The sequence below is a fragment of the Actinopolyspora alba genome (assembly GCF_900112765.1).
In the GTDB taxonomy this organism is placed as follows: Bacteria; Actinomycetota; Actinomycetes; order Mycobacteriales; family Pseudonocardiaceae; genus Actinopolyspora; species Actinopolyspora alba.
The window spans coordinates 113755-133466 of the sequence record NZ_FOMZ01000012.1; the positions used below are offsets into that span (position 1 = coordinate 113755).

The window sequence follows — 19712 nt, forward strand, 5'->3', positions numbered from 1 at the left end:
TCCGGCGGGTTCCGGCGGGTTCCGGCATCTCGCTCGCGGACTTCAAGGTGGTACTGGGACTCGGAGTGGTCACCTTGGCCCCGGAGAACGGCAACTCCGCGAGGAGGATCGACGACGTGGGCGGCGTGAAGCTGGCCGGGCCGTTGATCGACGCGGGGGCGCGGAACTCCCGAACCGCTCACGGTGTGCGAGCGCACGAGCGTTCCCGGAGCCGTTCACCTCCGCCCGCCCGACAGGGTCCCCTCCGCCGTCGCACCGACGGAGTCCACGGGGCGCAGTGGTGCGCCCCACTGCGCCAGGAACGCTCCGAGCAGCACCAGCACACCGCCGAACAACTGGACGGGCAGCAGCGTCTCGTGCAGCAACCACCAGGCGAGCACCGTGGCCACCACCGGTTCCAGATAAGCCACTCCACCAGCGATCGGCGCGGACAGCCCCCGCACCGCCACGATGCCGGTGAGATAGGCGAACACCGTGCTGACGAGCACGATCCAAACCACCGCGAACGCCGCGGGCAGCTCGTGCCCGGCCAGCTCGACCCTCGAGGCCAACACCGACCAGTCCATGCGCCACGGCCGGGCCAGCACGGTCATGACGAGAGCGCCGACGAGGAGCCCGCACGCCGCCAGCGCGCTGGGTCTGACCGAGGCGGTGCTCTCGGAGAGCAGGAAATACGCGGCCTGGCACGCCGCTGCCCCCAGCCCCAGCAGTAATCCGACGGGATGCAGCGCGACACCCGCCCAGACGCGCACCACGAACGCCAATCCCGTCACTGCCAGCACCACACCGATCACCGCCATCGGAGTGACGGGACGCCGCAGCACGAAACGAGCCCACACCAACACCAGGACGGGACCGAGGAACTCGATCAGCAGTGCCACTCCCACCGGGATGGTGGCGATGGCTCCGAAGTAGCAGGCCTGCACACCGGCGACCGCGAACAGTCCGTAGCCCGCTACCGCCACGGGAGCGGAACGTACCGCGGAGCGATACCGGAACAACAGCGGCGACATCAAAAGCGCCGCTCCCGCGAGTCGCAACCACGTGACCTGAAGCGAACCGAGCCCCGCTACCAGCAACGGTTTGGCGAACGGCCCCGAACCGCCGAAGAACAACGCCGAAGCGACCGCGAAGGCGAGGCCGAGGCCACGCAACCGTCTCGCGTTCATCGCCGCGCTCGCGGTGCTGCCGCGCACTCGCCCCGCATCAGCACCAGCCGACCGCAGCGTACCCGTTGGCGTGGGCCGCGGGGTGGCGCGGTGGACTCTCGTCGTTGGAGCGCCAGTCGGGCAGCAGGGCCAGTCCGGGGGCGGCGAGTCGGTATCCGGTCAGCAACCGACCGATCGCCTCCTGGTCACGAAGGGTGACCGGAGTGGGGGTGGCCTCGAGCAGTTCGCGCACGGCCTGTTGTTCGTCGGACGTGAACGCCGTCCCGGAGAGATGGGACACGGCCACCGCGCTGCCCGTGCAGCAGGCATCACGGTAGGCGGCGAGCATGGCTCCGGGATCGTCTTGGTCGGGAATGGCGTGCAGCAACGCGACCGCGAGCACCGCCACCGGACGGTCGAAGTCGAGCAACCCGGCTACCCCGGGCGCGTTCAGCACGGTCGCGGTGTCACGCGCGTCCGCCCTGGTGATCGTGACGTTGGGCGAGTCACGCAGCAGTCGTTCGGCGTGCGCCACGGCAACCGGCTCGTGGTCCACGTAGGCCACTCGTGCCCACGGCGCCCGCTCGTGCGCTATCTCGTGGACATTGCCGGCCGTGGGAACGCCGGATCCCAGATCGAGGAACTGGTCGACCCCGGCGTCGAGCAGGTAGCGCACCACTCGCCGTAGGAAAGCCCGGTTCTCGACGGCGAAGGTCACCGAGGCGGGGGCGCGTTCGGCTGCCTCGTCGGCGACCCGCCGGTCGATCTCGAAATTGGCCGAGCCACCGAGAAAGTAGTCGTACATCCGTGCCAGGTTCGGCCTGGACAGATCGGGGTCGTCGCCGATGTCGCTCTCGGGGTGCTGCCCGTCGATGATGTCCTCCCAAGCGGCTCGTGCCGGTTCGGACAGAGATCCTATCGAGCTTCTCGAAGAGGTTGCCGAGACCGCTCGCTGCCTCCGGCCCGGGACTACCGGCACGTGAGGCGACACTCGCTGCTGTCGACCGCCTCGACGTGCAGCCGCAGCCGATCGGTCTCACGCGGCACGTCGGTGTAGAGCGAATGGCCGTGGCAGAGCACTTCCAGGTCTCGCTCGAGGTCACGGCTGAGCTGGTCCTCGTCCGCGAGTTCGGCCCAGGCGCGTTCACCGAGCAACCGTATTCGGCGCCGCTGAGCGTGCTCGCGGGTCATCTCGGCCAGCCACTCGGCGGCGTCGTCGGGGGTGTGCAGCACGCGATCCGGACTGCGTGACAACCGCTTCGTCCGATCGCTGCGCTCAGCGGAGGCATCGTCCGCTTCGACGTAGGCGTGCCAGTGTAGCCAGCCCTCGATCCAGTCACCGATTTTGTCCAACGTGGATTCTCCTGGTGTCGCCCTACCGACGGGAACGCTCCCCTACCGCGCCCCGTCGAATTCTCGCGAAATCGCCACGACGTGTGGTGCCAAACGCGGTTTTCGACACGATTTCGCGGTAGGAATCATCGGTGTCGGCGCCGTCAGGAGAACTCGGTCGCCCACCGCAGGCCATCCGGGCGAGGCCCGCGCGAACTCGTCGAAGACTCGCCGCTCGGACGTGAAACGGACCCGTGCCGAGCGCGACGGCCCGACACGGGTCGCGGGCGAGCGTCACTCAGGGGTGCAGCACGACCTTGGTGTAGCCCTCGACGCGCTGGTCGAACTTGGTGTAGGCGCCGGGAGCCTCCCAGAGCGACAGCTCGTGGGAAACCACGAAGCTGGGCTTCGCCCGCTCGGCGATGATCAGGTCCCGCAACTGACGGTTGTAACGTTTGACGTTGCACTGCCCGGTCCCCATGACCTGACCCTTCTCGAACATGCGACCTATCTCGACCGAGAGCATGCCGTGCCTGGCGTTCTCGGTCGGGCCACCGGGATCGGACGGAACGTAGAGTCCGGGGACACCGAGCCGCCCCGTCGGACGGACGCTCTCGATCAACGAGTTGAGCACCGTCGCGGGCTCCTCCCTGGAGGCATCGGCGACCTGCGCCTGGTATCCGACGGCGTCCACTCCCTTGTCGGCTCCGGCTCCCTCGGTCTGGTCCTTGATCAGTTCGACCGGATCACCGCGGCTGAAGTCCACCGGTATCGCACCGATCTCGGTGGCCTTGGTGAGCCGTTCGGGAACGCGGTCGACCACGAACACGCGGGAAGCACCGCGCAGCAGGGCCGAGTAGGCAGCCATCAGCCCCACGGGTCCCGCACCGTAGACCGCCACGCTGTCCCCGGGACTGACCTGTGCCAGTTCGCAGCCGTGATAACCGGTCGGGAAGATGTCGGCCAACAGCACGAAGTCGGTCTCGTGTTCCCCGTTGGCGGGCAGTTTCAGACAGTTGAAGTCGGCGAACGGAACGCGCAGGTACTCGGCCTGCCCGCCGGTGTAGGGTCCCATCGCCACGTAACCGTAGGCGCCGCCGGCGAAACCGGGGTTGACCGTGAGGCAGAACGCCGTGTTGCCCTCCATGCAGTTTCGGCAGAATCCGCAGGCGACGTTGAACGGCATGACCACGCGGTCACCACGCAGCAGTGAGGTGACCCCGCTGCCGATGTCCTCGATGATTCCCATGTTCTCGTGACCGAACACGATGCCCGGTTCGGCCGCGGTGCGGCCCTCGTACATGTGCAGGTCCGAGCCGCAGATAGCGGTGGAGGTCACTCTGACGAGCACGTCGTTGGGGTGTTCGATGCGGGGATCAGCCACCTCGGAGATCTCCACCGAGAAGGGTTCCTGATAAACGACCGCCTTCATTTTCGACCCACCTTCCGTCATCGAGAGGTCGATGCCGTCACGGATCACCACGGCGTCGGACGAACGCGGCACGCTCGGGAGGGAACACTGTTGGCCGTCCCGTGGCCGTCCGGCCGGCGAAGATCCTTCGTACGACACCGCATCCATGAGTATTCGCACGTCAGGTGTCTACCCACCAGTGTGCGCCGGTAACCTCGACCCGGCACTACGTGTACGTAACGTCAGAAGGACAGCTGCGGCACACCGCCACAAGAGCGAAAGCAGCCACGAAACGAATCGAAACAGTGACCATATGAATTCTCCCCACGGTATCGACCACTACGACGCGACGTTCGCCCGGGACCTGGAGTGGTCCCGCAGGTTGCGCGCCCAGCTCGCGGAACTGCCCAGCACCGAGGACGAGCAGGAGGACGACTCCTGAGGCCGAACGACCTCGCGGCGGGCGGAACGCGCCGGGCATCTCGAAGGGACTCGCCGACCGCACCACTCGCCCGGGCAAAAAACCGCGAGATTACGCGCACGGCCATATTTCGGGCTCGATTTCGCCTGACCCTGCCTTGAGCACGAATACAGGACAAGCGTACTGTTTAAGCTGAAGCAAGGGTCCGCGCGCACGGAACACCGAAGTGCGCGAGACTTCCCCGGACCCGTGCCGTTCCCGAACTTGCGCACGCCCGTCACGAGATGGAGTGGAACGTGACCGCACCTGCGAGCAAGGACAGCTTCGGCGCCCGTGACACGTTGCGTGTCGGCGACTCCTCGTACGAGGTGTTCCGACTCGACGCGGTCGACGGCGCGCAGCGGCTGCCGTACAGCCTCAAGATCCTGCTGGAGAACCTGCTGCGTACCGAGGACGGTGTCAACATCACCGCCGAGCACGTACGCGCACTCGGCAACTGGGACCCCACCGCCGAACCGGACACCGAGATCCAGTTCACCCCGGGCAGGGTGATCATGCAGGACTTCACCGGAGTCCCCTGCGTGGTCGACCTCGCCACCATGCGTGAGGCCGTCGTGGAGCTGGGCGGCCAGGCGTCCTCGGTGAATCCGCTCGCTCCCGCCGAGCTGGTCATCGACCACTCCGTGGTCATCGACGTCTTCGGCAAGCCGGACGCGTTCGAACGCAACGTCGAGTTCGAATACGGCCGGAACAAGGAGCGCTACCAGTTCCTGCGCTGGGGGCAGAACGCCTTCGACGAGTTCAAGGTCGTTCCCCCCGGAACCGGCATCGTGCACCAGGTCAACATCGAGCACCTGGCGCGCGGCGTGATGGCCCGCAACGGCCAGGCCTACCCGGACACCTGTGTGGGCACCGACTCGCACACGACGATGGTCAACGGCCTGGGTGTGCTCGGCTGGGGCGTCGGCGGCATCGAGGCCGAGGCGGCGATGCTGGGACAGCCGGTGTCGATGCTCATCCCCAAGGTGGTCGGCTTCAAGCTCACCGGCGACATCCCGCCGGGTGCCACCGCCACCGACGTGGTGCTGACGATCACCGAGATGCTGCGCAAGCACGGCGTGGTCGGCAAGTTCGTCGAGTTCTACGGCTCCGGGGTCGCCTCCGTCCCGCTGGCCAACCGCGCCACGATCGGCAACATGAGCCCCGAGTTCGGCTCCACCGCGGCGATCTTCCCGATCGACGAGGAGACGCTGCGCTACCTCAAGCTCACCGGCCGCCCGCAGGACCAGCTGGACCTGGTGGAGAGCTACGCCAAGGAGCAGGGTCTGTGGCACGACCCGAACCACGAGCCCGAGTACTCCGAGTACCTGGAGCTGGACCTGTCCAGCGTGGTTCCCTCCATCGCCGGCCCGAAACGCCCGCAGGACCGGATCGCGATCTCCGAGTCCAAGAGCTCCTTCCGCGGCTCGCTGCGTGACTACGTCCAGGTCAGCTCGGACGACACCGCCCTGGACGAGGCCGGCGAGGAGTCCTTCCCCGCCAGCGACTCCCCCGCCGTGACCCACCACGACGAGGGCGACAAGCCCAAGCTGTTCTCGGCCGCCGACGGCTCCGACGGCCGGGCCTCCAACCCCGTCAAGGTCACCTCGGAGGAGAAGGGCGAGTTCGAGCTCGACCACGGCGCCGTGGTGATCGCGTCCATCACCTCCTGCACCAACACCTCCAACCCCTCGGTGATGCTCGGCGCGGCGCTGCTCGCGCGCAACGCGGTGGACAAGGGGCTGCAGACCAAGCCGTGGGTCAAGACCTCGATGGCCCCTGGCTCCCAGGTGGTCACCGACTACTACGAGAAGGCCGGCCTGTGGCCCTACCTGGAGAAGCTGGGCTACCACCTGGTCGGCTACGGCTGCACCACCTGTATCGGCAACTCCGGGCCGCTGCCCACCGAGATCTCGCAGGCGGTGCAGGACAACGACCTCTCGGTGGTCTCGGTGCTGTCCGGCAACCGCAACTTCGAGGGCCGGATCAACCCGGACGTCAAGATGAACTACCTGGCCTCGCCGCCGCTGGTGATCGCCTACGCGCTCGCGGGCTCGATGGACTTCGACTTCGCCAACGATCCGCTGGGGCACGACGCCGCGGGCGAACCGGTCTACCTGAACGACATCTGGCCCAGCCCGCAGGAGATTCAGAGCACCATCGACTCGGCGATCACGCAGGAGATGTTCACCAACGACTACTCCGACGTGTTCGCGGGCGACCAGCGCTGGCGGGAGCTGCCCACCCCTGAGGGCGAGACCTTCGAGTGGGACCAGGACTCCACCTACGTGCGCAAGCCCCCCTACTTCGAGGGCATGGGTGCGGAGCCGGAACCGGTCACCGACATCTCCGGTGCGAGGGTGCTGGCCCTGCTCGGCGACTCGGTCACCACCGACCACATCTCGCCGGCGGGCGCCATCAAGCCCGACTCCCCAGCCGGGCAGTACCTGCGCGAGCACGGCATCGAGCGCAAGGACTTCAACTCCTACGGTTCCCGCAGGGGCAACCACGAGGTGATGATCCGGGGCACGTTCGCCAACATCCGGCTGCGCAACCTGCTGCTCGACGACGTGCAGGGCGGCTACACGCGCGACTTCACCCAGCCCGGCGCTCCGCAGGCGTTCATCTACGACGCGGCGCAGAACTACGCCGCCGAGAACACGCCGCTGGTGGTCCTGGCGGGCAAGGAGTACGGCTCCGGCTCGTCACGGGACTGGGCCGCGAAGGGCACCGCGCTGCTCGGTGTGCGCGCGGTGATCGCCGAATCGTTCGAACGCATCCACCGTTCGAACCTGATCGGCATGGGAGTCGTCCCGCTGCAGTTCCCGGCGGGAAGCACCGCCAGGTCACTGGGACTGGACGGGACCGAGCACTACGACATCAACGGGATCACCGCCTTCAACAACGGTGAGATCCCGTCCACGGTGAAGGTGACCGCCACCAAGGAGGACGGCTCCACCGTGGAGTTCGACGCGGACGTTCGCATCGACACGCCGGGTGAGGCCGACTACTACCGGAACGGCGGTATTCTGCAGTACGTCCTGCGGAACATGGTCAATTCCTGACAGGTCGCGGAGTTCCCTCTCGGCGCCGTGGTCCCGTTCGGACGGGACCACGGCGCCGAGCTCTTTCGAGAAGGATTAGGATCACACGGGGAGTTTCCGTCTTCGGAATCCCGACTCATTCCGACGGGTGAAAACGGTCACAGAATACGCCCGCGAGCATCACCGTCAGCGGGCTCGTGCGTCTCCCGTCATGGAGGTGTGATCATGACAAGTGAACTCAAACATCACTGGCAACCCGCCGAGAAACAACGGCACGCCATCGCCGGCCCGCTCCCCGGGGGTAAGCAGCACGACGAGGGGGAAAGACTCGACACGTTGTGCGGAAAGCGGGTCGTGGCGGCGGCCTCGAACGAGCTCAACTGGCTGTGGCCCACCTGCGACGCGTGCATGGGCGTGGCCAAGGAGCGTGTCGGAGCGACGGCATGAGCAGAACGATAGCCGTTCGGTACAGGGCGGGGCTCGTTGGTGAATCGCGGCGACAGGTCCATCTCTGCACCCTCGACGACGATGACGCGACGGGGCGCGGCGAGCTCCCGGAGCACTGGGCAACCCACTGTGGACTGCGCATCCCGGACACAGTGGCCGAGACGGCGGACCGACCGGCGGGCATGCCATGTCTGCCGTGTCTGATGCTCACCGCGTCACCGCGGGAAGCCGCGACGAGTATCGTTCCCGGTCTGTCACACGGTTCCGACGCACCGGACCGACCGGCCGAGTGAAATCGTGCTCGACCGCGGTACGAGGACTGGACCCCGCGAGAACGACTTCCTCAACGGACACGGGCCAACGAAACCGCGAAGTCCCCGGCCCGATCGGTCCACCACTCGACCGGTTCGAACCCCGATTCGGCCAGTTCGGAGTCGACACGTTCCCTCCGGAACTTCGCCGAGATCTCGGTCTCGATCACTTCACCGGCGGCCAGCTCGATCGTTGACTCCAGTTCGGCCAGCCGTACCCGCATGGTGCGGGGAGCGCGCAGTCCGATCTCGATCCGTTCCCGTTCCTCGTTCCAGTCGGCGAGGTGCTCGAACTCGTTCACCGGGAAGTCCGCGTCGAGCTCACGATTGAGCACGCGCAACACGTTGCGGTTGAACTCGGCGGTGATCCCGGCGCTGTCGTCGTAGGCACGCCGCAACCGTGCGGGATCCTTGACGAGATCGGTGCCGAGCAACAGCCACTCCCCCTTCGACAACGCTTCCCGAACGGTGCGCAGGAATCGCACCCGCTGGCGGTGACGCATGTTGCCGATCGTCCCGCCGAGCAACGCCACCAACCGCGTCCCCTCCTCGGGCAGTGCGGCCAGTGCGGTGTCGAAGTCCCCCACGATCCCGTACAGCGCCGGTTCCGGGTAGTCCGACGCGATGGCTTCGAGCGCGCCACGCAGGGCGGAGGCCGACACGTCGAGCGGAACGAAGCGACGCAGTGTCTCGTTCTTGCGCATCGCGTCGAGCAGCAGTCTGGTCTTGTAGGAGGACCCGGAACCGAGCTCGACGAGCGTGTCCAAGCCCGTGCGCTCCACGATGTCCAGCGCGTGTGTCTCGAGAATCTCGTACTCGGCCCTGGTCTGGTAGTACTCGGGAAGTTCGGTGATGCGCTCGAAGAGCTCACTGCCGTGGGCGTCGTAGAACCACTTGGGCGGCAAGCGTTTCGGCTCGGCGGTGAGTCCGTCCCTGGCGTCGGCACGTAGTTCACGCGCCACGTCGGCCTCGGAACGGTGATTGATCAGTTCGACGGCGTGCATCCGGTTACCTGCTCTCGGAGGTCGGGCTGTCTCGTAGTTCGATGTCCGGCAACGGGGTCAGACTGGTCTCCTCGCGGTCGGCGACGACGAGGTGGCCGTCCGGCACGGCATGCCACGGCGAGTCCGCCGGGGCCGAACCATCGCGGTCTCCCCGTGCGGCGGCTGGTAGTTCGAAGGGTTCGGACGCGATGACCACCGCGCTCTCGGTCCGGCACACCGACAGCGAGTGCGTCCAGCTGGTGGCGATCAACAGGTTCCCGTCGGACAACAGCATGTTCATCCGTGCGTCGGGAACGGCGCGGACCACTTCGACCAGCGTGTCGCGCACCGCGTCGGCGGGGGGTTGCCCATCGGAGAGCCGCTGCGACAACAGCGCCCAGACGGCAGCGGAGTCCACCGGTGCTTCCGATGCCAGCAACCTCACCGGGTCGAGCTTTTCGGCCAGTTCGGCCAGCGAGTCCGGCCAGCCGGGCACGGATCCGTTGTGGCTGAACAGCCAACGCCCCGATTGGAACGGGGCACAGGCCGTCCGCTCGGCCGAAGTCGATCTGGTGGCGGAACGAATCGCCCCGACGAGGGCGTCCGCCGACACCTCGGGGGCCAGCGCGGCGAAGTTCTCGTCCGCCCACATCGGCCCAGCCGCGCGGTACCTGCTGGGCTCGACGCGCTCGGCGCCGTACCAGCCGACACCGAAACCGTCCACGTTGATCGTTCCACCCCGGCGCATGTCGTTCGGCGCCCAGGTTTGTTCGAGCAGGCCGTGGGACGGACGCAGCAGCAGCTCGTCCAACCGCACCGGCGTCCCCAGATAACCGACATGTCTGCACATGGCCACGTCCGCTCAGTCGAGTTCGTCCCGCGAGGGGGTGCGTGCACAGCGAAATCCGGCGAAGATCTGCCGACGAACCGGGAAGTCCCAGTTGCGGAAGGTGGCCCTGCAGGCCGCGGCGTCGGTGCCGAACGATCCGCCGCGCAGCACCTTCTGCGACGTACCGAAGAAGACTTCCGAGTACTCGCGGTAGGGAAAGGCCTCGAACCCCGGGTAAGCGGCGAAATCGGAGGACGTCCACTCCCAGACGTCACCGATCAGCTGTCCGGCGCCGCACGGCGACCGCCCGGCGGCATAGGCACCGGCCGGAGCGGGACGCAGGTGCCGCTGGCCGAGGTTGGCCCGTTCGGGAGTGGGTTCGCGGTCGCCCCACGGATAGCGCATGGAGTTCCCCGTGGCGGGATCGAACCGCGCCGCCTTCTCCCATTCCGCTTCGGTGGGAAGACGTTTGCCCGCCCAGTTCGCGTAGGCCTGCGCCTCGTGAAAGCTGACGTGCACCACGGGTTCCTCTGGGGGAACCCGTTCTATCCTGCCGAACCTGCGGCGCCACCAGGTGTCACCGCTGCGCCGCCAGAACAGCGGGGCGCTCAGTCGCGCGTGTTCGCGGTGTCGCCACCCCTCCTCGCTCCACCAGCGGGAGTGCTGGTAACCGCCGCTTTCGATGAAGCGGAAGAAGTCCGCGTTGGTGACCGGATGGGCGTCGATGTGGAAGTCGGGTACGTGCACGGGGTGAGCGGGGCGTTCGTTGTCCAGTGCCCAGGGCTCGCTGGATGTTCCCATCGTGAAGGTGCCCGCCGGGACGAACACTTCCGTCGACGGCAGCGGGGTTTCGGCCACCGGGGGTGGATCCGGAGCGTGCAGCACGGGATCGCCGCGTCGTAACTGGTGAGTGGCCAGCATGGTCTCGTCGTGCTGCTGCTCGTGCTGCACGATCATTCCGAACGCGAAGGCCCGCTCCACCAGAGGCCTGTCGTCCAGACGCACCCGGTGCAGCACGTCCTGGGCCTTGTCGCGGACGGTGGCGATGTAGTCGCGTGACTCGTCGGGGCCGAGCAGTGGCAGTTCGGGGCGGTCACACCGCGAGTGCTGGAAGGCGTCGTAGAGATCGTCGATGTCCGGTCGCAGTGCGGAGCGTCCACCGACGTCCCGCACCAGCCAGAGCTCCTCCTGGCTGCCGACGTGGGCCAGGTCCCAGACCAGTGGCGACATCAGCGGGGAGTGCTGCGCGACGAGATCGTCGTCGTCGACCGCGTCGGTGAGGGCGATGCTGCGCTGCCTGGTTCGCTCCAGCTCAACGGCGACGCGGTTCTTGAGGTCGTCCGGGGTAAGTTCAGCCGATTCGGGGCCGATAGTGCTCACGTCGTCCTCCTGTGGTGGATGGCTCGTTCGCCGCACGGGCTGTTTCGAGGCGCCGTCGTACGGTTTCGGCCACCCGCTCGGCCAGCCCGGCGGGACTGTCGGGAAGAGCTTCCAAACAACGACAGGCCAGGTCGAAAACGGCCTCGGCCGCCCGGGCGAGTTCGGGATCGGCGAGTCCGTGGCGCGCGGCGTCCACCCAGCTGTCAGCGACCGCGGCGGTCTCCTCGATCACCTTGTCCACGGCGGTTTCGCTGCGGAACAGGGCGATCAGAGCAGCGGCGGGCAGCATCCACTCGTCCCCCTCCTGCTCGTCGATGTAGCGCACCTCGAAGTAGCCGCGGGGACGTACGGGGGAGAACATGGTGGTCAGGTGATAGTCGAGGTCGTCACGCGTGGGGGCCTCTTCGAGTGAACCACCGATCCATTCGGCGAAGCTGATCCCGCTCGGAGCGGTCCAGTCGCCGTTGTCACGCCGCAGGCACACCACCGGAACGTCCAACACGTGCCGTGCCCAGTCCGCGGCCGGATCGGCTGTGATCGGCGCGGGGCGCGTGCGGGGTGGATCGGTGTGCAGCAGGGACCGTGCCCGGGCCGAAGCCCAGCCGGTGTCGCCTCCCAGCACGGTGGACGAATTGGCGAACGTCGCGGTCAGGACCGGGCCGAGGGCGTGCAGCGCCGCCCAGCGCGTTCCGAGGCGGTCCCGCTCGCCGATGTCCAGGCACACCTGAATGCCGGCTGTGCTGCACATCATCCGCTTGCCACCACTTCCGATGCGGTCGAACGCGTGCTCCATGGCCGCGTAACGCGCCACCGGGAGCAGTCGACGCGGTGGGCGCCAGGGATCGATACCGCGAGCGCCGAGCACCAGGCCGGCGCGGTCGCACAGTTCGCGGACGTAGGCGATGTCGCTTGTCAGTGATTCCAGCAGTTCGCTCATCGATTCGTGCGCGGCACTGGAGATTTCGATCTGGCCGCCCGGTTCGAGAGTCAGTGCCGATCCGTTCGGCAGTCCGTCGTTCGGGCTTTCCGGGGCCAGTGAGCCGGGAGTGTGGGATCCGAGTGCCTGTCTGAGGCGTTCGGGATCCAGAGGCTTTCGGGGATTTTCGGCATGGTGGACAGTCCATTCGAGTTCGATGCCGAGCAAGCGGGGTGGACCGTGTTTGAAACACACGGAGGCGACGTAGGCCTCCGCGTCAGCACGGCTCCGCAAGCGCGACTTTGGTACCTCGTGGACCGCCGGGTCGACGGGATCATCCCGATCGATGGGCATGGCCACGTTCCATCACCGCCTGTGTTCTGGTGTTCACGTTGACATTACCGTCGTTCGAGGGGATACGCACCACTTGCGGTCCGCGAGCGGCGACTGCTATGAAACCCCGCATTCCGTCGCGTGGGCAGGCGAGTTCACAAAACGTACGTACGGATTGCGAGAACATCGGCGAGCTGCGACGATCAGTCCATGCCCCGCGTGAGCTCGGACCACCTGCAGGCGCGACGCCGTCAGATCCTGGACGGCGCACGTGCCTGTTTCGCCAGGTACGGCTACGAGGGTGCGACCGTGCGCAGGCTCGAAGAAGCCACCGGGCTCTCCCGCGGCGCGATCTTTCACCATTTCAAGGACAAGGAGTCGCTGTTCCTGGCGCTGGCCGAGGACGACGCGGGCCGGATGGCCGACGTCGTCGCCGAGCAGGGGCTGGTGCAAGTGATGCGCGACCTGCTTTCCGATCCGCACGGCAGCGGAAGTGTTCCCGGGGCGGACTGGCTGGGCACCCGACTGGAGGTGTCCCGCAGGCTGCGGACCGACGAGGAGTTCCGCGGCAGGTGGGCACAACGCTCCGAGCAGCTCACCGCCGCGACCAGGGAACGACTCAACCGGCAGCACCGCTCGGGCAATCTGCGTGACGACGTCGATGTGGACGTGCTCACCGCGTACCTGGAGCTGGTTCTGGAAGGACTCGTCTCGCACCTGGCCATGGGGTTTCCCGCTGACGACATGGACCCGGTGCTGGATCTGGTGGAGGAGAGCGTACGTCGCCACCGCGGCGGCGGGGTGTGATCCGGCGCTCCCCTGCACGGCCCGGCGTGTGCGATGCCCCGAACCGCCCGCGGGCGTAATCTCGCCCCCGGCCCGATCGACAACCGCGAGCCGACGGGAAGAAGTCGGCCAGTCACGGCAGCCGGAGGCACGCATGTGGAGCGAGTGGTGGAATCGCTTCGTCGCCTCGGACCCCGCGCTGCGCAGGTTCCGGACCGCCGTTCGGGTGGTCTCCTCCGTCGCCCTGACACTGCTGGTCATGCTGCCCACGCTCGCGTGGCTGGGGCTGGCGCTGCCCAGCGCGCTGATCGGTGCGATCGTGGCCATCCAGTCCTCGGTGGCGGTCAACGATCCCACCGAGCGGGGCAGACTGATCACCACGCTGTTGATGCCGATTCCGGCCACGATCAGCCTGGGCGTCGCCACCGTCAGTCGACACGTCCCGTTCCTGACGGTACTGATCTTTCTGCTGGTCATCTTCACGGCCACCTATGTCCGCCGATTCGGCGTGCGGTACTTCGCACTGGGCTTCGTGGGGTTCTTCGGCTACTTCTTCGCGATGTTCCTGCGACCGACCCTCTCCCAGATCCCGGTGATGGCGCTGGCCGCGGTTTGCGGTGCGCTGGCGGCCTGCCTGTTGCGCTTCGTAGTGCTGCGTGACGATCCGCAGGGGGTTCTCGAACGGGGTAGGCGAACCATGCGGGCGCAGGTGCACGCGCTGCTGCACACGGTGCGCGATCTGGCCGAACACCCCGGCTCGACGAAACGGCGCCGCGAGCTGCAGAACCGCTCGACCCGGCTGAACGAGACCGCGTTGATGCTCGAAGGGACGGTGGAGCAGCTGAACGGTATCGACGAGGTGGGCAGAAACCGGCTTCGACAACGCCTGCTCAATGTCGAGCTGGCCGCGGAGAACCTGCTCACACCACTGACCAGAGCGATCGATCACCCTTCCGGAGCCGTTCCGGCACTGACGCCGTTGCTGCACGTGCTGCGCACGGACCCCACCGAGTTCCGCAAGGCGGCCAAACGTGTCGCCGAGGAGCTGGAACGGCAGGGATCGGCCGAACTGGCCATGACGGTGCGCAGACTCGGATCCGCGATGGCCGAACTGGCCGAGGCGACCTCCGAGCTCGGCAGCGACTACACCGCGGACGAGTCCACCTCCGAACAGCCCGAGAGCGCCGAGACCGAACAGGACACCGACGAGCAGGACGAACCGTCGGACTCCGAGACCGGACTCCGACGCCCCGAGGTGCGGACCGCGGTTCAGGTGACCACGGCAGCGGCGCTGGCCATCGTCGGGGGACAGCTGGTGTCGCCGAACCGCTGGTACTGGGCCGTGATAACGGCGTTCGTGGTTTTCATCAGCGTCAACAGCCGCGGTGAGCTGCTGGTACGTGCCTGGCAACGCACCGCGGGCACGCTGTTGGGGGTGCTGGCCGGAATTCTGGTGGCCTCGCAGTTGACGGGGTATCTGGCCACCGAACTGGTACTGATCCTGCTGTGCCTGTTCCTCGCGTTCTACTTCATCGGATACTCCTACGCCGCCCTGACGTTCTTCATCACGACCGCACTCGGTCTCCTCTACGGAATCCTGGGCAGCTTCTCCGTGGCTGTGTTGGAGACCCGACTGGTGGAAACGGCGGTGGGGGCCGCCGCGGGGGTCCTCGCCGCCGTGCTGGTGCTGCCGACGAGCACCCGCTCGGTGGTGCGTTCACGCTCGGAGGATTTCCTGTTGCGGCTGCGGGACCTGCTTCGCCGGGCCGCCGGCGACGTCGAGGCCGAGGGAACCGTCTCCGGGCTGCGCGAGGACGTGCGGGAACTGGACGACCGGTTCCACCGACTGCGTAGCAGCGCGCGGCCGCTGACAGGGCTGCGGATGCGTTCCCAGGGCAGTCGCCTGGAACGCGAACTGACCATGGCGTCCGGTTGTGCCTACTACATCCGCAACCTCACCGTGGTGCTGGGCAACAGCGCCGAGATGATCGACGCGGACACCCGGAGCAGGCTGGTCGAACTGCTCCGGTGCATGGCGGAAGCCGCGGCGGCGCTGACCGGTCGAGGAACGCGGAGCTTCGACGGGATCGTCGAGGACATGCGGGAACGAGCGGAGGAGCTGCACGACATCGCGGAGACCCTGCCGTCCGGGCCCACCTCGCTGCACCGCACGGTCTACCTGCTCGACCGGGTCGGCCGGATCCTGCACGACCTCGGACGGGAGTTCGGATTCGTCGAACGCCGGGAAACCGAACCTGCACGGTGAGGCGTGTCCTCGCGGACGAACACCTCCCACGGCCGGAGCGGAACACCGGGAGGGCCGCATAATGCGGACCATGCACCACGAAATCGAACGACGTATGGCGCTGCGGTTCCACGAGGAGTCGGTGGACGCGGAAACGCATGTCAACATCTCCGCGATCCGGGGTGACGACGGGTGTCTGTGGTTGGCCGGTGACGAGACCGCGACCGTGGAACGAATGCGACTCGCGGAGGGGGAGCACCCGGATTCCTACGGTGAGCAGCGAACCTTTCGACTCGCCGATCTCGTGCCGCTGCCCGGTCCCGCCGAGGAGGAGGCCGACATCGAAGGACTCGGCCTGAACGGGGACTGGCTCTGGGCGGTGGGCTCGCACAGCCTGGTGCGCAAGAAGATCAAACCCAAGCACGACGACACCAAGGCGGCCAAACGACTGGCCAAGGTGCGGGACGAGGCGAACCGGCACGTCGTGGCCAGGCTGGCCGTGGAGCGTGACGGGGACGGTCCGCCACGACTGGTGCGGGAGGCATCGGACGGCAGGCGCTCCGCGGTGCTCGGCGCGCGCCGCAAGGACAGCCTGACCGAAGCGCTGGCGGAGGATCCGCATCTGAGCCCGTTCCTGCGGATACCCGCCAAGGACAACGGGCTCGACGTCGAGGGAGTCGCCGTGAAGGGCGACGAGTTGTTCCTCGGGCTGCGGGGACCGGTGCTTCGGGGCTGGGCCGTGCTGCTGGAGATCGCGCCGAGCGAGGGCTCGGAGGCCGGTGAGCTCACCCTGGGTGGCTTCGGCGGCTCACGCTATCGCAAGCACTTCCTCGACCTCGACGGGCTCGGGATCCGGGATCTGTGCCCGCACGGTGACGACCTGCTCGTGCTGGCGGGACCGTCCATGGACCTCGATGGACCGATCCGGGTGCATCGCTGGCACGACGCGGCGAAGAGCGAGGCTCCCGAGGTGGTGCGTTCCGAGCAACTGCCGGTGGAGCTGGAACTTCCCCACGGGGTCGGTGACGATCACGCCGAGGGGATCTCGGTCGTCTCGGAGTCGGACGGCGAGAAACTGTTCGTGGTCTACGACAGTCCGGCAGCACACCGGTTGACCGCCGAGCACACCGTGCTGGGCGACATATTCACACTGCCCTGATCGGATCGGGGCGGACGGGACGGAGCGCGGTCGCCCCCGATCGGTGCGGGGGAACGGACCCGCGAAGGGAACCCCCCGCGCGTGCCGAGAACCGCGCCGCGCACCTCTCCTCGGAAGAGGTGCGCGGCGCGGGAAGCACCGGGGTGCGGCAGCGAGGGCCGGTTCAGTTCATCCCTTCAGTTCACCCCGTGCATGTAGCTCTTGACACGCGGGGACAACAGCGCGAGCAGCACCGCCAGAGCGAATGTGACCAGGGCCACGCCGCCGAAGTACATGTCCTGGTGCTGTTCCGAGTAGAGCTTCGCGATCTGCGCCGCTACTCCCTGCCCCAGCGCGGGAGCCAGGAAGTACAGCCCCATGGTCTGCGAGGAGAACGCGTCCGGAGCCAGTTTGGTGGTGGCCGACAGGCCCACGGGCGAGAGCATGAGCTCACCGACGGTGAACAGCACGAACACGAAGGCGATCATCAACGGGTTCAACAGGCCCTGTTCGTCGCGGAACAGCCCGGCGAAGACCACCCAGAGGAAACCGAGCGCGACGAAGAAGAGTCCGCCGGTGAACTTGATCGGCGTGCTCGGTTGGCGACTGCCCAGTCTGGTCCACATCCATGCGAACAGCGGTGCCAGCACGATGATGGCCAGCGGATTGATGGACTGGAACCAACCCACCGGGAAGTCGAAGCCGAACAGCGTGGTGTCCGTCTGCTGGTCGGTCACGATGACCAGCGTCGCCGCCTGTTGTTCGAAGAGCAAGAAGAAGACCGCCGTGGCCACGAACAACGGGATGTAGGAAAGCAGCCGGTCCCGTTCCATCTTGGTCACCTGGTTGCTGCGGAACATCACCAGGAAGTAGGCGACGGGAAGCAGGATCGAGACCAGGGTGATGGTGTTGATGAGGCCGGTCACGCCGAACAGGGTCAACGCGCCGCCCAGCAGTAACAGCGCGGCGACCGCGATGAGCGCCACTCGCCCGAGAACCCGGTTGCGACGGTGCGCCGGAAGCGGGTTGACCGGCTGACTTCCCACGCCGGCGAGACGGCCCCGACCGAGTACGTACTGGGCCAGGCCGAGTGCCATTCCGACGGCTGCCGCGCCGAAGCCCCAATGGAACCCGGGCCCAGCGGCCAGTGCCGGAGTGATCAGTTGGCTGGCGAAGGCCCCGATGTTGATTCCGGTGTAGAAGATGGAGAAGCCCGCGTCCCGTCGCGCGTCGTCCTTGGAGTAGAGACCGCCGACGACGTTGGAGACGTTGGGCTTGAGCAGACCGGTACCGAGCACGATCAGCGCGAGCCCCGCACCCAGGGTGTAGTAACCGCCCGGGAAGGCCATGCAGACATGGCCGAGCATGATGAGCACGCCGCCGTAGAAGATGGCTCGCTGCGCACCGAGAACGCGGTCCGCGAGCCAACCACCGGCGACGCCGGTCAGATAGACCGAAGAACCGTACGTCAACACCAACGACGCGGCGATCGACTCGGCCATGCCGAGGCCGCCCTGGGTGACCGCCGTATAGAGGTAGAGAGCGAGTATCGCGCGCATCCCGTAGTAGGAAAAGCGCTCCCACATCTCGACGAAGAACAATGTGGACAAACCGGGGGGCTGTCCGAAGAACCCTTTCCCGTGCGACCCGCTCGTAACCGTGGAGGTGTTCACGATCACGTCCTCTCGTACGCGTGGCGAGGCGGCTGTGGCCACCTGACAACTTGCGGCAGGATACGCACTTCTTCGCAGGCCACGAGCACTGGGGCCATCAAAGGTGTGACGTCTGGATGAGCAGATGTTTCACAGGTGGACAATCCCGGGAAACCGGGGTCCGCCCCTGTTCGCGCCAGGAGGGTGGCGCGTTCCGGCAGTCACACCCTCAGTACCGACCGTGGCTGCCGCGCAACGAATACACTCACGCTATGTGACCGACCTCACTCGGCGCTTTCGAAGACCGCCACGGACGCGGCGACCCGCGGCCCCACGAGCGGCGGACGCGGAACGCCGGGTCCCGGTCGACTCGCGCTCTCCCGACTTCGCACCCCGAGAACCATTGTGCGAGCCTTCGAATCGCATATCAGCGGCACCCTGGACCACGCAGAGCCATGGAGCAGAGATGGAACTGTTGCCCGCGCACCGGGCGGCGATGCGCGAATTCGACAACCGTGTTCGTCGCACCGGAATCGATCAACTGGACAACGCGACCCCGTGCGACGAGTGGCGAGTACGCGATCTGCTCAACCACCTGGTCAGCGAGCAGCTGTGGGCACCCTGGCTGCTGGAGGGGCACACGCTGGAACAGGTCGGCGACCGGTTCGACGGTGATCTGGTGGGCGAGGACCCGCAAGCGGCATGGGACAGGGCCAGTTCCGCGGCACGAGCGGCCTGGGACACCGCGAAGCTGTCCGGCCGGGTACACGTCACCGGTGGAAAGATCCCCACCGAGGACTACGGCTGGCAGATGACGATGGACCTCGCGGTACACGCCTGGGACCTCGCGAAGGGCATCGGAGCCGACACCGGGCTCGACCCGGAACTGGTCGAAGCCGTGCGCACGGTGTTCGAACCGCACCTGGGGGCGCTCGCCGACTCCGGGCTCTTCGCACCGGCGAAACCCGTGAGCATCTCGGCGGCCCCGCAGAGCCGCCTGTTGGCGATGCTGGGCAGGCAACCCTGAGAATTCGCGGCCGACGCCACACCGGAACCGGTGGGAACGGGCTCCCGGTGGGATATCCGCGCCACAGTGGAAGCCATCACGGCTTCCCGCACGGTAGGATGTACGCACCGATACCGGGAGCACCGCCTCCGCGCGGAGAACGCGGACCCGGTATTCGACGATCACGACACGACGCAAAAGGAGTGACAGCGTCAGTGCCCGAGGCACACTCGACCGACGGCAGTACCGGGCCGGGTCGAAGACCCGGCTGCTTTGCTACTCACCATCGGC

Annotated in this window: 17 protein-coding genes; 8 read left to right on the plus strand and 9 right to left on the minus strand. The window is 67.1% G+C overall.

Translation table 11 applies throughout. The features are described 5' to 3' along the window. Nucleotides 1-215: 215 nt before the first annotated feature. From BM150_RS18175 to BM150_RS18190, 4 genes are all read right to left on the minus strand, one after another. Nucleotides 216-1169: an EamA family transporter gene (locus BM150_RS18175; RefSeq protein ID WP_092928568.1), complete on the minus strand. Its 954-nt coding sequence runs from the start codon at nucleotides 1167-1169 to the stop codon at nucleotides 216-218. A gap of 37 nt (nucleotides 1170-1206) precedes the next feature. Beyond that, a complete protein-coding gene (locus BM150_RS18180; protein WP_217641736.1) occupies nucleotides 1207-2127 on the minus strand; it encodes an SAM-dependent methyltransferase in 921 nt (306 codons plus the stop codon). Beyond that, a complete protein-coding gene (locus BM150_RS18185) occupies nucleotides 2118-2501 on the minus strand; it encodes a hypothetical protein (RefSeq protein WP_092928512.1) in 384 nt (127 codons plus the stop codon). Before BM150_RS18185 ends, BM150_RS18180 begins: the two co-directional genes overlap by 10 nt. 277 nt (nucleotides 2502-2778) lie before the next feature. Further along, the gene (locus BM150_RS18190) at nucleotides 2779-3912 is read right to left on the minus strand and encodes a glutathione-independent formaldehyde dehydrogenase (RefSeq protein WP_092928570.1); all 1134 of its coding nucleotides are present in this window, start codon (nucleotides 3910-3912) and stop codon (nucleotides 2779-2781) included. A gap of 292 nt (nucleotides 3913-4204) precedes the next feature. On the opposite strand from BM150_RS18190, the gene BM150_RS24955 reads away from it, so the two are divergent. From BM150_RS24955 to BM150_RS18205, 4 genes are all read left to right on the plus strand, one after another. Then, nucleotides 4205-4333, plus strand: coding sequence for a hypothetical protein (locus BM150_RS24955; RefSeq protein ID WP_281243727.1), 129 nt, complete (start codon nucleotides 4205-4207; stop codon nucleotides 4331-4333). A gap of 263 nt (nucleotides 4334-4596) precedes the next feature. Next, nucleotides 4597-7416 carry an aconitate hydratase AcnA gene (gene acnA / locus BM150_RS18195; RefSeq protein ID WP_175496900.1) on the plus strand — a complete coding sequence of 940 codons (2820 nt, stop codon included), beginning with the start codon at nucleotides 4597-4599 and terminating at the stop codon, nucleotides 7414-7416. Nucleotides 7417-7620: 204 nt separating this feature from the next. Beyond that, on the plus strand, nucleotides 7621-7842 hold the full coding sequence (locus BM150_RS18200) for an HC3 family zinc finger protein (RefSeq protein ID WP_092928572.1): 222 nt from the start codon (nucleotides 7621-7623) through the stop codon (nucleotides 7840-7842). Then, a complete protein-coding gene (locus BM150_RS18205) occupies nucleotides 7839-8135 on the plus strand; it encodes a hypothetical protein (RefSeq protein ID WP_092928513.1) in 297 nt (98 codons plus the stop codon). Before BM150_RS18200 ends, BM150_RS18205 begins: the two co-directional genes overlap by 4 nt. Nucleotides 8136-8185: 50 nt before the next feature. On the opposite strand, the gene egtD is transcribed toward BM150_RS18205, so the two are convergent. From egtD to egtA, 4 genes are read right to left on the minus strand one after another with little or no spacing between them, the layout of a single operon-like run. Then, complete coding sequence (egtD, locus tag BM150_RS18210) at nucleotides 8186-9157, minus strand: L-histidine N(alpha)-methyltransferase (RefSeq protein ID WP_092928514.1); 972 nt, start codon at nucleotides 9155-9157, stop codon at nucleotides 8186-8188. Between the two features lie 4 nt (nucleotides 9158-9161). Beyond that, entirely contained in the window at nucleotides 9162-9986 is an 825-nt protein-coding gene (egtC, locus tag BM150_RS18215) for an ergothioneine biosynthesis protein EgtC (protein ID WP_092928515.1), read from the minus strand. Between the two features lie 12 nt (nucleotides 9987-9998). Then, on the minus strand, nucleotides 9999-11345 hold the full coding sequence (gene egtB, locus BM150_RS18220; protein WP_092928516.1) for an ergothioneine biosynthesis protein EgtB: 1347 nt from the start codon (nucleotides 11343-11345) through the stop codon (nucleotides 9999-10001). Then, nucleotides 11317-12615: an ergothioneine biosynthesis glutamate--cysteine ligase EgtA gene (gene egtA / locus BM150_RS18225; RefSeq protein WP_139219583.1), complete on the minus strand. Its 1299-nt coding sequence runs from the start codon at nucleotides 12613-12615 to the stop codon at nucleotides 11317-11319. Before egtA ends, egtB begins: the two co-directional genes overlap by 29 nt. 189 nt (nucleotides 12616-12804) lie before the next feature. On the opposite strand from egtA, the gene BM150_RS18230 reads away from it, so the two are divergent. The 3 genes from BM150_RS18230 (at nucleotide 12805) to BM150_RS18240 (ending at nucleotide 16784) form a co-directional block, all read left to right on the plus strand. Continuing rightward, on the plus strand, nucleotides 12805-13401 hold the full coding sequence (locus BM150_RS18230; protein WP_092928517.1) for a TetR/AcrR family transcriptional regulator: 597 nt from the start codon (nucleotides 12805-12807) through the stop codon (nucleotides 13399-13401). Between the two features lie 133 nt (nucleotides 13402-13534). Next, nucleotides 13535-15646, plus strand: coding sequence for an FUSC family protein (locus tag BM150_RS18235; protein WP_092928518.1), 2112 nt, complete (start codon nucleotides 13535-13537; stop codon nucleotides 15644-15646). 70 nt (nucleotides 15647-15716) lie between these two features. Beyond that, nucleotides 15717-16784, plus strand: a complete 1068-nt coding sequence (locus BM150_RS18240) for a DUF3616 domain-containing protein (RefSeq protein ID WP_092928573.1) — start codon at nucleotides 15717-15719, stop codon at nucleotides 16782-16784. Nucleotides 16785-16960: 176 nt separating this feature from the next. Here BM150_RS18240 and BM150_RS18245 read toward each other — a convergent pair whose 3' ends face one another. Beyond that, a complete protein-coding gene (locus BM150_RS18245) occupies nucleotides 16961-18478 on the minus strand; it encodes a peptide MFS transporter (protein WP_342752596.1) in 1518 nt (505 codons plus the stop codon). A 403-nt stretch (nucleotides 18479-18881) separates the two neighbouring features. Between BM150_RS18245 and BM150_RS18250 the strand changes: the two genes are divergently transcribed. Further along, a complete protein-coding gene (locus tag BM150_RS18250; RefSeq protein WP_092928520.1) occupies nucleotides 18882-19442 on the plus strand; it encodes a TIGR03086 family metal-binding protein in 561 nt (186 codons plus the stop codon). Nucleotides 19443-19712 lie beyond the last annotated feature (270 nt).

Coding starts and splice junctions, on each gene's coding strand:
- BM150_RS18240 (WP_092928573.1), top strand. CDS start 15,717: ATGCACCACGAAATCGAACGACGTATGGCGCTGCGGTTCCACGAGGAG.
- BM150_RS18175 (WP_092928568.1), bottom strand. CDS start 1,169: ATGAACGCGAGACGGTTGCGTGGCCTCGGCCTCGCCTTCGCGGTCGCT.
- egtD (WP_092928514.1), bottom strand. CDS start 9,157: ATGCACGCCGTCGAACTGATCAATCACCGTTCCGAGGCCGACGTGGCG.
- BM150_RS18190 (WP_092928570.1), bottom strand. CDS start 3,912: ATGAAGGCGGTCGTTTATCAGGAACCCTTCTCGGTGGAGATCTCCGAG.
- BM150_RS18235 (WP_092928518.1), top strand. CDS start 13,535: ATGTGGAGCGAGTGGTGGAATCGCTTCGTCGCCTCGGACCCCGCGCTG.
- BM150_RS18250 (WP_092928520.1), top strand. CDS start 18,882: ATGGAACTGTTGCCCGCGCACCGGGCGGCGATGCGCGAATTCGACAAC.
- egtC (WP_092928515.1), bottom strand. CDS start 9,986: ATGTGCAGACATGTCGGTTATCTGGGGACGCCGGTGCGGTTGGACGAG.
- BM150_RS18230 (WP_092928517.1), top strand. CDS start 12,805: ATGCCCCGCGTGAGCTCGGACCACCTGCAGGCGCGACGCCGTCAGATC.
- BM150_RS18205 (WP_092928513.1), top strand. CDS start 7,839: ATGAGCAGAACGATAGCCGTTCGGTACAGGGCGGGGCTCGTTGGTGAA.
- acnA (WP_175496900.1), top strand. CDS start 4,597: ATGGAGTGGAACGTGACCGCACCTGCGAGCAAGGACAGCTTCGGCGCC.
- BM150_RS24955 (WP_281243727.1), top strand. CDS start 4,205: ATGAATTCTCCCCACGGTATCGACCACTACGACGCGACGTTCGCCCGG.
- egtA (WP_139219583.1), bottom strand. CDS start 12,615: ATGCCCATCGATCGGGATGATCCCGTCGACCCGGCGGTCCACGAGGTA.
- BM150_RS18200 (WP_092928572.1), top strand. CDS start 7,621: ATGACAAGTGAACTCAAACATCACTGGCAACCCGCCGAGAAACAACGG.